This window comes from Mesorhizobium sp. Root157 (assembly GCF_001427385.1).
Taxonomy (GTDB): domain Bacteria; phylum Pseudomonadota; class Alphaproteobacteria; order Rhizobiales; family Rhizobiaceae; genus Mesorhizobium.
On the sequence record NZ_LMGJ01000033.1, the window covers coordinates 61,862 to 75,177 of the forward strand.

The window sequence follows — 13,316 nt, forward strand, 5'->3', positions numbered from 1 at the left end:
CAAGCCGAACTTAAGCCGATTTCTTCTTGTCATCGTCTTCATCGATTTCCTCGAAGTCGGCATCGACCACGTCGGAATCCTTGGCGGCATCCGCCTTGGCGTCCGCTTCGGCCGCTTCCTTCTGCGAAGATTCATACATGGCCTGACCGAGCTTCATCGATGCTTCGGCAAGCGTCTGGGTCTTGGCCTCGATTTCGGCGAGGTCATCACCTTTGGCAGCAAGCTTCAGCGCAGCGATGGCATCGGAAATAGCCGTACGGTCGGCTTCCGTGACCTTGTCGCCATAATCCTTCAGCGACTTCTCCGAAGAATGCGCCAGCGATTCGGCCTGGTTGCGCGCTTCAACCAGCGCGCGCCGTTTCTTGTCAGCCTCGGCATTGGCTTCGGCGTCCTTGACCATCTTGTCGATGTCGGCGTCGCTCAGACCACCGCTCGCCTGAATGCGGATCTGATGCTCCTTGCCGGTGCCCTTGTCCTTGGCCGACACATTGACGATGCCGTTGGCGTCGATGTCGAAAGTGACCTCGATCTGCGGCACGCCGCGCGGTGCCGGCGGAATTCCGACCAGGTCGAACTGGCCGAGCATCTTGTTATCTGCCGCCATTTCGCGCTCACCCTGGAAGACACGGATGGTGACGGCTGACTGCGAATCCTCGGCGGTAGAGAAGGTCTGGCTCTTCTTGGTCGGGATCGTCGTGTTGCGCTCGATGAGCCGCGTGAACACGCCGCCCAGCGTCTCGATGCCAAGCGACAGCGGCGTCACGTCGAGCAGGAGCACATCCTTGACGTCGCCCTGAAGCACGCCAGCCTGAATGGCCGCGCCCAGCGCCACGACTTCGTCGGGGTTGACGCCCTTGTGGGGCTCGCTGCCGAAGAACTGCTTGACCACTTCCTGGACCTTGGGCATGCGGGTCATGCCACCGACCAGAACTACCTCGTCGATCTCGCCGGCCTTGAGCCCTGCGTCCTTGAGCGCCGCCTTGCATGGCGCAATGGTGCGCTGCACAAGATCGTCGACCAGGCTTTCGAATTTGGCGCGGGTCAGCTTCAGCGTCAGGTGCTTGGGGCCGGTCGCATCAGCGGTGATGAAGGGCAGGTTGATTTCGGTCTGCGTCGTGGAGGACAGTTCGATCTTGGCCTTTTCCGCAGCTTCCTTGAGGCGCTGAAGAGCCAGTTTGTCGTTCTTCAGGTCGATGCCCTGTTCCTTCTTGAACTCCGCCGCCAAGTACTCGACCAGACGCATGTCGAAGTCCTCGCCGCCGAGGAAGGTGTCGCCATTGGTCGACTTCACCTCGAACACGCCATCGCCGATTTCCAGCACGGAGATATCGAAGGTGCCGCCACCCAGGTCATAGACGGCAATGGTCTTGCCTTCCTTCTTGTCGAGGCCGTAGGCGAGCGCAGCGGCAGTCGGTTCGTTGATGATGCGCAGCACTTCAAGGCCGGCAATCTTGCCTGCATCCTTGGTAGCCTGGCGCTGGGCGTCGTTGAAATAGGCAGGAACAGTGATCACGGCCTTATCGACAGTCTCGCCGAGATAAGCTTCAGCCGTTTCCTTCATCTTCTGCAGAATCATCGCCGAGATCTGCGAAGGCGACTGCTTCTTGCCACCGGCTTCTACCCAAGCGTCGCCATTGTCGCCATTGACGATATGGTAGGGGACGAGATCCTTGTCCTTGGAGGTGACCGGATCATCATAGCGGCGGCCGATCAGGCGCTTGACCGCAAAAACGGTGTTTTCAGGATTGGTGACCGCCTGCCGCTTGGCCGGCTGGCCAACGAGGCGTTCGCCGTCGCCGCTGAAGGCGACGATCGAAGGCGTGGTACGCGCGCCTTCCGCATTTTCTATTACTTTAGCGTCCTTGCCGTCCATGACGGCAACGCACGAATTGGTCGTTCCGAGGTCGATGCCGATTACTTTTGCCATTGGTTCAATCTCTCCATCAAGCAGGCTATCAAGGACCCTGTCAGGCGTTCCAGCGACAGCCCCTGTTCACAGAAATTCCGCACTCGCCCGCAAAGTTGGCGCGGTCGGCACGGTTGTGCGGCGTATATAAGAACAGGCCACGCGGCGTGCAAGCGTTCTCCATGCCGCTGTGCAAAGCTCACAGGCACGGCATTGCTGTGGACGGCGTCGGTGTCTGGGTATCACGACCGCAGTTGCAGCCAAAATGGCCGAAATGTTTGACCTTGCGGCGTTGCCCGCATAGAGCAGGCGCGCCGGCAGCTTGGCCGGCGATCCAAGCAGGACCTCGATATGGCCGGACCAGGCATTCTCGATCTCAACCCGGAACTTCTTGCCGCTGCCGCGGAAAGCAAAGCCTGGCCGTTCGAGGAAGCCAAAAAGATCATCACCCGCTATGCCAAAAGCGGCTTGCCGGATACGGTGCTGTTCGAGACAGGCTACGGCCCTTCGGGCCTGCCGCATATCGGCACTTTCGGCGAAGTCGCGCGCACCACCATGGTCCGCCATGCCTTCCGTGTGCTGACCAAGGACAAGGTGAAGACACGGCTTTTATGCTTCTCCGACGATATGGACGGCATGCGCAAGATTCCGGACAACGTACCGGACAAGGCGTTTCTGGAGCCCTATCTTCACCGGCCACTGACTGCGGTGCCCAATCCGTTCGGAGGCAACTACGAGAGCTTCGGGCACCACAACAACGCCATGCTGCGCCGCTTCCTCGATACGTTCGGGTTTGACTACGAATTTGCCAGCGCCACCGACTACTACAAATCGGGCCGCTTCGATGAAGTGCTGCTGCGCGCGGCGGAACGCTACGACGACATCATGAAGGTGATGCTGCCGACGCTGGGCGCCGAACGCCAGGCAACCTACAGCCCCTTCCTGCCGATCTCACCGAAGAGTGGCCGCGTGCTCTACGTGCCGATGAAGCACGTCGACGCCAAGGCAGGCACCGTCACCTTCGATGACGAGGGAACCGAAACTACGCTTGCGGTGACCGGCGGCGCGGTGAAGATGCAATGGAAGCCCGATTTCGGCATGCGCTGGGCAGCGCTCGGCGTCGACTTCGAGATGTTCGGCAAGGATCACCAGACCAATGCGCCGATCTACGACCGTATCTGCGAAATTCTCGGCGGTCGTGCACCGGAGCATTTCGTCTACGAACTGTTCCTTGACGAGGGCGGCCAGAAAATCTCGAAATCCAAGGGTAACGGGCTGACCATCGACGAGTGGCTGACCTACGCACCGACAGAAAGCCTCGGCCTTTACATGTACCAGAAGCCAAGGGTGGCGAAGAAGCTCTACTTCGACGTGATCCCGCGCGCGGTCGAGGAGTACTACACCTTCCTTTCGGCCTATCCGCACCAGGACTGGAAGAACCGCCTCGGCAATCCGGTATGGCATATGCACAACGGCAATCCGCCGGCCATCGATCTTGCCGTGCCGTTCTCGCTGTTACTCAACCTGGTCAGTGCCTCCAATGCCCAGAACAAGGACGTTCTTTGGGGCTTCATCTCTCGTTATGCGCCCGGCGCAACACCTGAGAAGAACCCGGAACTCGATCGCCTGACCGGTTATGCGATCCGCTACTTCGAAGATTTCGTAAAGCCGTCGAAGGTCTACCGCGCTCCCGACGACGTCGAGCGCGACGCGCTGGCGAAACTGTCGGAGGCACTGGCTGGCTTGCAGTCCGGCGCCAGCGGCGAAGCGATACAGACCGCTACGCTCAACGTGGCCCGCAAGATCGAGCGCTATCAGGATCACGCCAAGCAAAGCCCCGAGGGCGGTCCGGGCGTCTCTGTCGCCTTCTTCCAGATGATTTATCAGGTGCTGATCGGCCAGGAGCGCGGCCCGCGCTTCGGCTCGTTCGCTGCACTTTACGGCATTGCCGAAACGCGCGCGCTTATCGAGCAGGCTCTGGCGGGACAATTGGCGGCGTAAGCTGCTCTCCCGACAGATCGACGATATTGTCCGATGGTTGCGGCGCTATGTTGGCGCCGCCGGTAACTGGCGCAATGTCTGCACCATCCGGTGGCGAGCCGAAGATGCCCTTGCGGAGGCTGCGCGCCATCTCTCCTGCCTCCTCGTAGGGACTGCCCTTGGCAGCACGCGCCCAGCCGTTTTCCACCAGCCACTCACCGACGTCTTTCTTGCCCGACCGGCAGCGTACATTGAATTCGCCCCGGTCCTTGTCGGGCGGAATGGCGCACACAACGGCCAAGCCGCGTAAAAAGGCCCTGAACGCGCCAAGCGCATGCGCACCGCATGCCCACGTCTTGCCATTGTCGAGACACGTCTCGTCGCTGCGCACGACGTCGATGCCGGCAATGGTGACCGAATAACGTTGCGCGGCAACCATACCAGCCGATGAGGCAAAGGGACGGAATAGGGTCATGCCCTTCCAATCGACGGAGAACTTGGGCTTGGGCGGTTCGGCCAATGAAAGATCGCTCAACGGTCGGCGCGGGGCGATGCGTTCCAGTTCCGCGCCGTCGAGCGGTGGCGGCGCAACGACAAGCGGCTCGACCGACCTGGATATCGGCGCTGGCGGACCGGGTCCCTTCAAAGACGCACCGGCCGGCGGTTCCGAGGCGGGTGTGAAAACGTCGATCGCACCTGGGGACGTTTGCTCGACCGATGGGGGTAAAAGCGCCCGCCCGCCGGCAAGAACCAGCGTTCCCATCGTAAGGACGCCGAGGGCCGCAAAGCTGGCGTGCAGCGGCCGCATATCCGGCGCTACTGGCTTGCCCAGACGATCCGCGCCACCCATTCGATGTCATGGGCGGGAATATCGCGGTTCGGATGATCGGGATTGAGTGAGAACAGTGCTATGGATTTCTCGGTCTGGCGGCTCAGCACCTTGGCCATCACCTCGCCCGCTGTCGTCTTGACGACCACGCGGTCGCCCTTGTGCACGCGCGCGCCCGGCTCGACGATCAGAACATCGCCATTGCGATAAAGCGGCAACATGGAATCGCCTTGCACCTTGAGTGCGTATGAGGCGGCCGTCGACTGCGACGGCAATTCGACGAGATCCCAGCCATGGCCGACCGGGAAGCCGGCGTCGTCGAAAAAGCCCCCTGCGCCCGCTTGCGCGAAGCCGACCAGCGGCACGGTGGAACGCTGCGCCGGCAGCGTATCAGACCGACTTCCAAGCAACGTCATGAACTCGTCGAGCGAAGCGCCTGTCGCCTCAATGATCTTGGCAAGCGACTCGGTCGACGGCCAGCGTGGACGCCCGTCGGAGGACAGCCGCTTCGACTTGTTGAAGGCTGTCGAATCCAGTCCCGCGCGCCGGGCAAGACCCGATGCCGACAGTGAATAGCGCTCCGCGAGCGCGTCTATGGCAGCCCATACACGGTCATGCGAGAGCATGCGGCTCTCCCTCGACAGGAAAAAATACCTTGGATTTCGTTCTAGCTCCCAAAGGGCTGATTGTCCACCTTCGCCAAAGGCAGCGCTGCATGTATCAGCCGGGAGGTGCGGTTTTCGTGGCAGTCCGCAAAGTTTGGTGTGACTTCAAGAACGCCTGTTCGATGTCATTCAGTGGACGCGGCGTGGCGGGTTGGCCAAGCGCGGCGACAACGTCGTCAATTGGTATGAATTGTCTACCGTCGCGATCGTAGACCCCGGCAGTCGTCATCACCGTTGCAGCAATATCGCCACTTGCCAGAATGAACCGGTGCCTGCCTATGACCTGTGTTCCCACCCAAGTTTCGATTGATGAAAAAACCTCGAAACGCTGCCAAAGCCTGATCTCGCGCGCATAGACGACCTGAAGGCCGCCCAGCATCGGCGCCCATTTGCGCTTGCGCGCCAAGCCTAGCAGGCCGGCGCGCACGAAAATGTCGATACGACCGAGGTCGGCCAACATCATGTAGCGCGCATTGTTCAGATGCAGATTGGAATCGATATCGCTCGGCAGACATCGGAAAGCCAGCCGGCTCTCCTCGCCAGGAAAATAGGAGTCACGGCTTCGTGCCGTGGCCACAACACGTGCCAGTCGCGCCCAGACATACATCGCTGGCTGGTCAGGCCGCCTTCTTCGCTTCCGCCCTGTCATAAGGGTTGAAGCGCTGGTAGAAGGTCTCGCCCTTTTCGGCCATATCGAGAAGCAGCTTCGGCGCCTTGAATTCCGCGCCGTATTTCTTCTGCAGCCGCTTGGCGATCTGTACGAACTCCTTCGCGCCGATGCCGTCGATGTAGGACAGCGCGCCGCCTGTATACGGCGCGAAGCCGAACGCCAGGATCGAGCCGACATCTGCCTCGCGAGGATCGGTGACGATCTTTTCTTCCATGACGCGAGTAGCCTCCAGCGCGATCGTTACAAGAAGGCGCTGCTTCAACTTCTCGAAATCGACTTCCTCGGCCTTCTTTTGCGGATAAAGGTCCTTGAGGCCGGACCATAGCTTTTTCTTCGCGGGCTTTTGCGGATAATCGTAAAAACCCTTGCCATTCTTGCGGCCGAAGCGCTGGTGCGTATCGACCAGCGTATCGATGAGCTTCATCTGCTCCGGATCGACGGCTTTGTCGCCGAGGTCACGAAGCGTCTGCCTCATGATTTTCTGGGCCAGATCGACCGCCGTTTCATCGGTCAAAGCCAACGGCCCGACCGGCATGCCGGCAGCGCGCGCGGCATTTTCGATCATCGGCGCGGGCACGCCCTCGATCAGCATCTTGTAGGCTTCCGACATGTAGCGCAGGACGCAGCGGTTGACGTAAAAGCCGCGCGTGTCGTTGACGACAATCGGCGTCTTCTTGATGGCGCGGACGAAATCGATTGCCGTCGCCAGCGCCTTGTCGCCGGTCTTCTTGCCCAGAATGATCTCGACCAGCATCATCTTGTCGACCGGCGAGAAGAAATGAATGCCTACAAAATTCTTCGGACGTGTCGAATTTTTTGCCAGCGAGGTAATCGGGATCGTCGATGTGTTGGAGGCAAAGATCGCCGACGCCTTCAGGACCGCTTCAGCTTGTTCGGTTGCGCTCTTTTTCACCTCTGAATCTTCGAATACTGCCTCCACCACGAGATCGCAGCCGGCCAGATCGGCATAGTCGGCGGTCGGCATGATCAGTGAAAGCAGCTTGTCCTTGTCTTCAGGCTTGGCCCGCCCCTTCTTGATCAGGCCATCCATAAGTTCCGCCGAATGAGCTTTGCCCTTCTCTGCAGACGCCGTGTCGCGGTCGAGCAGAACCACAGGAATGCCGGCCTTGGCCGTCACATGGGCAATGCCCGCGCCCATGAACCCGGCACCAAGAACGGCTATCTTCTTGAACTGGGTGTCCGGCACGCCTTCCGGCCGGCGCGCGCCCTTGTTCAGTTCCTGCAGAGAGACAAACAGCGAGCGGATCATAGCTGCCGCTTCCTTTGTCTGCAGGATCTCGGTGAAATAACGCTGTTCGACGCGCAGCGCGGTGTCAAACGGCACCAGCAGGCCTTCATAGACGCATTTCAGGATGGCGGTTGCCGCCGGATAGTTGCCGTAGGTTTCACGGCGCAAGATGGCGATGGCCGGCGGCCACAGGTTGGCACCTGCAATCGAATAGACCGGCCCGCCCGGAATCTTGAAACCCTTCTGGTCCCAAGGTGCCACGGCAGACAGGCCGTTCCTGATCATCGCCTTGGCGGTTTCCACCAGCTTGGCCGGCTCGGCGACCTCATGGACAAGCCCCATGCCCTTGGCCTTCTGCGGCGTAAGCGTCTGGCCGGATGTCAACATCTGCAAGGCGGCCTGCGTGTCGGCAAGGCGTGGCACCCGCTGGGTACCGCCGGCGCCCGGGAAGATGCCGATCTTCACTTCCGGCAACGCCATCTTGACCTTGTCGCTGTTGGCCGCAACGCGGCCATGGCAAGCAAGCGACAGTTCGAACGCACCGCCCATGCAGGTGCCGTTGATGGCCGAGACCCATGGCTTGCCGCAGGTTTCGAGCTTGCGAAACAGGCCAGTCATATAGCCAGCCGTCTCGAACAGCTTCTGCGTTGCCTTCTCGACGTTGCCAGCCTTTTCCTTGGCGAAGGTCTTCAGCATCGTCTGCAGCATGGTGATGTCGGCGCCACCGGAGAAAGTGTCCTTACCGGAGGTGATCACCGCGCCCTTGATGGCGGCCTCGCCGGTCACCCGGTCGACGATCGTGTTCAATTCGCGCATCACCTCTTCGGTGAACACGTTCATCGACTTCTCGGGCATGTCCCAGGTGATCAGCGCAATGCCATCGGAGTCGGTTTCGAGCGTAAAGTTCTTATAGGTCATTGTTCCGCCTCCGATCAGACGCGTTCTATGATGGTGGCGGTGCCCATGCCGGCACCGATGCACAACGTCACCAGGGCGGTGTTCAGGTCACGCCGCTCGAGTTCGTCCAGTACCGTGCCCAGGATCATCGCACCGGTAGCGCCCAGCGGATGACCCATGGCGATCGCACCGCCGTTGACATTGATCTTGTCGTGCGAGACGTCAAAGGCCTGCATGTAGCGCAGCACCACAGCCGCGAATGCCTCGTTCAGCTCGAACAGGTCGATGTCGGACAGCTTCATCTTGGCGCGCTTCAAGAGCTTTTCGGTCACGTCGACCGGGCCGGTCAGCATCAGCACCGGCTCTGAGCCGATATTGGCGAAGCTGCGGATACGCGCGCGCGGCTTCAGGCCCATCGCCTTGCCGGCCTTCTTGGAGCCAAGCAGCACTGCTGCGGCGCCATCGACGATGCCGGAGGAATTGCCGGCGTGGTGGACGTGGTTCACCTCCTCGATCTCCGGGTGCTTCTGCACGGCGACCGCGTCGAAGCCGCCCATTTCGCCGGGCATCACGAAGGACGGGTTCAGGGCCGCCAGCGACTGCATGTCGGTGGACGGCCGCATGTGTTCGTCGTAGTCGAGGATGGTCAGCCCGTTCTGATCCTTGATCGGAATGACCGAATTCTTGAACCAGCCATTTTCCCAGGCGTGCGCGGCGCGCTTCTGGCTTTCCACCGCATAGGCGTCGACGTCGTCGCGCGAAAAGCCGTATTTGGTGGCAATGAGGTCGGCCGAAATGCCCTGCGGCACGAACCAGCCGGGAAAGCCGACCGAGGGGTCCATGTACCAGGCACCGCCCGAGGCGCCCATGCCGACGCGGCTCATGGATTCTACGCCGCCGGCGATGATAATCTCGTCGGCGCCCTGTGCGATCTTGGCGGCGCCGAAATTGATGGCGTCGAGACCCGAGGCGCAGAAGCGCGAAATCTGCATGCCGGGCGCCTTGTCGTCATATCCCGCCTCGAAGGCAGCCGAGCGCGGAATGACTGCACCCGCTTCACCGACTGGATCGACGCAGCCGAAGATGATGTCGTCGACCGTTCCGGTGTCCAGTCCGTTGCGGTCGCGGATGGCTTCCAGCGTCTTCGCCGCCAGGCGCACTGCCGGCACTTCGTGCAGCGCTCCGTCCTTCTTGCCGCGTCCGCGCGGCGTGCGCACTGCGTCATAGACATAAGCTTCGGCCATTTTTCAGCTCCTTACCTGTCGACCCGGCAGTTCACAGCGAACGCCCGATCAAAAGCTTCATGATTTCATTGGTGCCGCCATAGATGCGCTGCACGCGGGCGTCGCGCCACATGCGCGCGATCGGATACTCGTTCATGTAACCATAGCCGCCATGAAGTTGCAGGCACTCGTCGACCACCTTGCCTTGCAGGTCGGAGAGCCAGTACTTGGCCATCGAAGCGGTTATGGGATCCAGACCGCCTGCGATGTGGCGCCTGACGCAATCATTGTAGAAGACCCGGCCAATGGTGATTTCGGTCTTGAGTTCGGCCAGCTTGAACTGGGTGTTCTGGAAGTCGATGACCTTCTGGCCGAAGGCCTTGCGTTCCTTGACATAGTCGATGGTGAGCGCCAATGCCCGCTCAGCCATGGCGATCGCAGTCGTACCGATCATCAGGCGTTCCTGCGGCAACTGCTGCATCAGTTGGATGAAGCCCTGGCCCTCTTCGCTTCCCAGCAGATTAGCGGTCGGCACGCGCACTTCGTTGAAGAACAGCTCCGACGTGTCGTTGGCCTTCAGCCCGATCTTGTCGAGGTTGCGGCCGCGCTCGAAGCCTTCGACCTCGTCGGTCTCGACAACGATCAGCGAAGTACCCTTGGCTCCCTTGGCCGGGTCGGTCTTGGTAACGACGATGATGAGGTTGGCCAGCTGGCCGTTGGTGATGAACGTTTTCGAGCCGCTGATGCGGTACTGGTTGCCGTCCCGCTCCGCGCGCGTCTTCACGCCTTGCAGATCCGAACCCGCGCCCGGCTCCGTCATCGCAATCGCGCCGATCAGTTCGCCGCTTGCCAGGCGCGGCAGCCATCTCTCCTTCTGCTCCTCCGATCCGTAGTGGAGAATATAGGGGGCGACGATGGCGTTGTGCAGGCCGATGCCGAAGCCATCGACGCCGACATGGCCGATCGCTTCGATGATCGCGCTCTCATGGGCGAAGCTGCCGCCGGCACCACCGTATTGCTCCGGCATAGAGGCGCACAGAAGCCCGGCCGCGCCGGCCTTCTTCCAGGCGGAGCGATCGACCACCTCGTTCTTCTCGTAGGTGTCGTAGTGCGGCGCAATCTCGTCCGCCATGAAGCGGTTCGCCATGTCATAGAGCATGCCGACGTCTTCGCTTACCCAGTCAGGCTTCGGCAGGGACAGGATTTCCGACGGATTGGCCAAGGCAAGCTGCTCCTAAAAATATCGACCCGATCAAAACGCCTCTGCCGGCAAAGCCATCATGGTGTCCGCACCGGAAGAAATGCGGGCGAGATGCGCCGCCGTTTCCGGCATGACGCGCTCCATGAAGTAGCGGCCGGTGACAATCTTGTTCTCATGGAAGGATGCCACGCCATCGGCGGTTTCGCCAAGCTTGGACTGCGAGACCTTGACCATGCGGCCCCACATGTAGCCCAGCGCTACCAGGCCAAAGAGATGCAGGTAGTCGGTCGAGGCGGCACCTGCATTGTCCGGCTTCTGCATCGCGTTCTGCATCAGCCACATCGTTGCCGTCTGAAGATCGTTGAGGGCCTTCTTGAGCGCCTTGGTGAACGGGGCTAGCTTTTCGTCGCCGCGATTTTCCTTGCAGAAGTCGCCGACCTCCCTGAAGAAGGCCTGCACGGCGCGGCCGCCGTTCTGCGCCAGCTTGCGGCCGACCAGATCGAGCGCCTGGATGCCGTTGGCCCCTTCGTAGATCATGGCGATGCGGGCATCGCGCACGAACTGGCTCATGCCGTGTTCCTCGATATAGCCGTGGCCGCCTAAGACCTGCTGCGCCATCACCGCATGGTCGAAGCCCTTGTCGGTCAGGACACCCTTCACGATCGGCGTCATCAGGCTCAACTGATCGTCCGCAGCCTGGCGGTCCCTGTCATCGGCGGAGCGGTGAGCGATGTCGGAATTCAGCGCCGTCCACAGCAACAGCGCCCGGCCAGCTTCGTTGAAAGCCTTCATCGTCATCAGGTTGCGGCGGATATCGGGATGAACGATGATCGGGTCGGCCTTGCCGTCCTTGTTCTTCGGGCCGGTCAGCGCGCGGCCCTGCAGGCGTTCCTTCGCATAGGCAACGGCGTTCTGGTAGGCGACCTCGGACAATGACAATCCCTGGAGGCCGACGCCGAGGCGCGCCTCGTTCATCATCACGAACATGGCCTTCAGGCCACCATTCTCCTCGCCCAGCAGCGTTCCCTCGGCCTCGTCATAGTTCATGACGCAGGTGGCGTTGCCGTGGATGCCCATCTTCTCCTCGATCGAGCCGCAAGACACGGCGTTGCGCTCGCCGGGATTGCCTTTGCCATCCAGCTTGAACTTGGGCACGACGAACAGCGAAATGCCCTTGACGCCCTCGGGAGCGCCTTCGATACGAGCCAACACCAGATGCACGATGTTGTCCGCCATGTCGTGTTCGCCGGCGGAGATGAAGATCTTCTGGCCGGAAATCCTGTAGGTGCCGTCGCCGTTAGGAACGGCCTTGGTGCGCAGCAAACCGAGATCGGTGCCGCAATGCGGCTCGGTAAGATTCATAGTACCAGTCCAGGCGCCCTCGATCATCTTCGGCAGCCAGGTCTGCTTCTGGTCATCGGTGCCGTGGACAACAATGGCGGCAATCGCGCCCTGCGTCAGGCCCGGATACATCATCAGCGCCATGTTGGCCGACGATAGAAATTCGCCTACGGCGGTATGCACCGTATAGGGCAGGCCTTGGCCGCCGAATTCGGCAGGTGCGGCGAGGCCCATCCAGCCGCCTTCGCGGTACTGATCGAAAGCTTCCTTGAAGCCCTGCGGTGTGGTCACCGACGCATCGTCATGACGCATGCAACCTTCCATGTCGCCGACGCGGTTGACCGGTTGCATAACGTTTTCAGCCAGCTTTGCACCTTCGGAAAGTATCGCTTCGAGCACGTCGGGCGATGCATCGGAAAAGCCGGGCAGGTTCGAATAGCGCCCGTAGCCCAGCACGTCGTTCAGCAGGTAGAGCGTGTCTTGAACCGGTGCATGATAGATCGGCATTTCGTCTTCCTCTCGCCCGTATGCTGCACGCTCTTGACCGTGTCAGATCGCGCCCAGCCCGACAATGTGTCTGCTTTATCAAAAATTGACGTTTGCGTAAACGTCAATTTTCGATAAAGATAGATTTCAACCGATCCGGGCCAATTTGCGGAAACGTATCGAAATGCCTGCAGGTGTTGCCCAACCCAAAGAGTCAGGCAGCGCCGGTACGCCATCGCAGTCAGGCCATGATTATCTGTTGTGCCGGGCGGAAGACCCGACCTTAGTTGGCGACGCTCGACGGTACGGACGAACGCTCCGCCAGGGTACGGCGAATGTCAGCCATCGAATGGCTCAGCACATTGATGGCTTCATCAAGCAGTGCGCGCTGGTTTTGCAGACGGGCAAGTTGTTTGTCGGATTTGTCCAACGCCACCTTGAGTTGCTTGATGTTGGTGCCAGACGGATCGTAGAGGTCCATCAACAGCTTGACGTCGCGTAGCGAGAACCCGACCTTGCGGCCGAGCAAGATGAGCTTGAGGCGCGCCTTGTCGCGATGCGTATAAAGGCGGGTCGCCCCTTCACGCAGCGGACTGATCAGGCCCTTGTCCTCGTAGAAGCGCAAGGTGCGCAACGTCACGCCGAATTGCTTTGCCATCTCGCCGATGCGCGCCAACTCGCCGGCTGAATCACTCAGAATATCATTTTGAAAGGCCGCGCTGTCTACGGCCGGCATCAATTTCATCATCGGTTTTTCCTAAGATTGCGGCACGGCCTTTGAAGGGCCTGCGGCGCATGCGGAAGAGCACTTTGACTTCCGGTTGTGGTTTCGATCGTCACTGCAAACGGGGTTTGGAGTTCCGCTTACG

General features: G+C 60.6%; 10 protein-coding genes. 1 reads left to right on the forward strand and 9 read right to left on the reverse strand.

Annotated features, from left to right (window positions below):
- Positions 1 to 10 precede the first annotated feature (10 nt).
- Positions 11 to 1,927 carry a molecular chaperone DnaK gene (gene dnaK / locus ASD64_RS14515; RefSeq protein ID WP_056106214.1) on the reverse strand — a complete coding sequence of 639 codons (1,917 nt, stop codon included), beginning with the start codon at positions 1,925 to 1,927 and terminating at the stop codon, positions 11 to 13.
- 330 nt (positions 1,928 to 2,257) lie between these two features.
- On the opposite strand from dnaK, the gene ASD64_RS14520 reads away from it, so the two are divergent.
- Positions 2,258 to 3,907: a lysine--tRNA ligase gene (locus ASD64_RS14520; protein ID WP_056106217.1), complete on the forward strand. Its 1,650-nt coding sequence runs from the start codon at positions 2,258 to 2,260 to the stop codon at positions 3,905 to 3,907.
- On the opposite strand, the gene ASD64_RS14525 is transcribed toward ASD64_RS14520, so the two are convergent.
- From ASD64_RS14525 to ASD64_RS14560, 8 genes are all read right to left on the reverse strand, one after another.
- Positions 3,870 to 4,694 carry a thermonuclease family protein gene (locus tag ASD64_RS14525; protein ID WP_056106595.1) on the reverse strand — a complete coding sequence of 275 codons (825 nt, stop codon included), beginning with the start codon at positions 4,692 to 4,694 and terminating at the stop codon, positions 3,870 to 3,872. The genes ASD64_RS14520 and ASD64_RS14525 overlap by 38 nt on opposite strands.
- 8 nt (positions 4,695 to 4,702) lie before the next feature.
- Positions 4,703 to 5,341 carry a helix-turn-helix transcriptional regulator gene (locus ASD64_RS14530; RefSeq protein ID WP_056106220.1) on the reverse strand — a complete coding sequence of 213 codons (639 nt, stop codon included), beginning with the start codon at positions 5,339 to 5,341 and terminating at the stop codon, positions 4,703 to 4,705.
- A 94-nt stretch (positions 5,342 to 5,435) separates the two neighbouring features.
- On the reverse strand, positions 5,436 to 5,987 hold the full coding sequence (locus ASD64_RS14535; RefSeq protein ID WP_056106222.1) for a thioesterase family protein: 552 nt from the start codon (positions 5,985 to 5,987) through the stop codon (positions 5,436 to 5,438).
- 10 nt (positions 5,988 to 5,997) lie between these two features.
- A complete protein-coding gene (locus ASD64_RS14540) occupies positions 5,998 to 8,217 on the reverse strand; it encodes a 3-hydroxyacyl-CoA dehydrogenase NAD-binding domain-containing protein (RefSeq protein ID WP_056106225.1) in 2,220 nt (739 codons plus the stop codon).
- 14 nt (positions 8,218 to 8,231) lie between these two features.
- Positions 8,232 to 9,440, reverse strand: a complete 1,209-nt coding sequence (locus tag ASD64_RS14545; protein ID WP_056106228.1) for an acetyl-CoA C-acetyltransferase — start codon at positions 9,438 to 9,440, stop codon at positions 8,232 to 8,234.
- A 31-nt stretch (positions 9,441 to 9,471) separates the two neighbouring features.
- On the reverse strand, positions 9,472 to 10,578 hold the full coding sequence (locus ASD64_RS14550; RefSeq protein WP_056106597.1) for an acyl-CoA dehydrogenase family protein: 1,107 nt from the start codon (positions 10,576 to 10,578) through the stop codon (positions 9,472 to 9,474).
- A gap of 93 nt (positions 10,579 to 10,671) precedes the next feature.
- Positions 10,672 to 12,468 (reverse strand): acyl-CoA dehydrogenase, encoded by a 1,797-nt coding sequence (locus ASD64_RS14555; RefSeq protein ID WP_056106231.1) that lies wholly within the window; start codon positions 12,466 to 12,468, stop codon positions 10,672 to 10,674.
- Between the two features lie 262 nt (positions 12,469 to 12,730).
- Positions 12,731 to 13,192: a MerR family transcriptional regulator gene (locus ASD64_RS14560; protein WP_056106599.1), complete on the reverse strand. Its 462-nt coding sequence runs from the start codon at positions 13,190 to 13,192 to the stop codon at positions 12,731 to 12,733.
- Between the last annotated feature and the right edge of the window lie 124 nt (positions 13,193 to 13,316).

Bases quoted from the DNA above. Each gene is read 5' to 3' on its own strand.
- dnaK (WP_056106214.1), bottom strand. From the start codon at position 1,927: ATGGCAAAAGTAATCGGCATCGACCTCGGAACGACCAATTCGTGCGTT.
- ASD64_RS14520 (WP_056106217.1), top strand. From the start codon at position 2,258: ATGGCCGGACCAGGCATTCTCGATCTCAACCCGGAACTTCTTGCCGCT.
- ASD64_RS14525 (WP_056106595.1), bottom strand. From the start codon at position 4,694: ATGCGGCCGCTGCACGCCAGCTTTGCGGCCCTCGGCGTCCTTACGATG.
- ASD64_RS14530 (WP_056106220.1), bottom strand. From the start codon at position 5,341: ATGCTCTCGCATGACCGTGTATGGGCTGCCATAGACGCGCTCGCGGAG.
- ASD64_RS14535 (WP_056106222.1), bottom strand. From the start codon at position 5,987: ATGTATGTCTGGGCGCGACTGGCACGTGTTGTGGCCACGGCACGAAGC.
- ASD64_RS14540 (WP_056106225.1), bottom strand. From the start codon at position 8,217: ATGACCTATAAGAACTTTACGCTCGAAACCGACTCCGATGGCATTGCG.
- ASD64_RS14545 (WP_056106228.1), bottom strand. From the start codon at position 9,440: ATGGCCGAAGCTTATGTCTATGACGCAGTGCGCACGCCGCGCGGACGC.
- ASD64_RS14550 (WP_056106597.1), bottom strand. From the start codon at position 10,578: ATGCTCTATGACATGGCGAACCGCTTCATGGCGGACGAGATTGCGCCG.
- ASD64_RS14555 (WP_056106231.1), bottom strand. From the start codon at position 12,468: ATGCCGATCTATCATGCACCGGTTCAAGACACGCTCTACCTGCTGAAC.
- ASD64_RS14560 (WP_056106599.1), bottom strand. From the start codon at position 13,192: ATGAAATTGATGCCGGCCGTAGACAGCGCGGCCTTTCAAAATGATATT.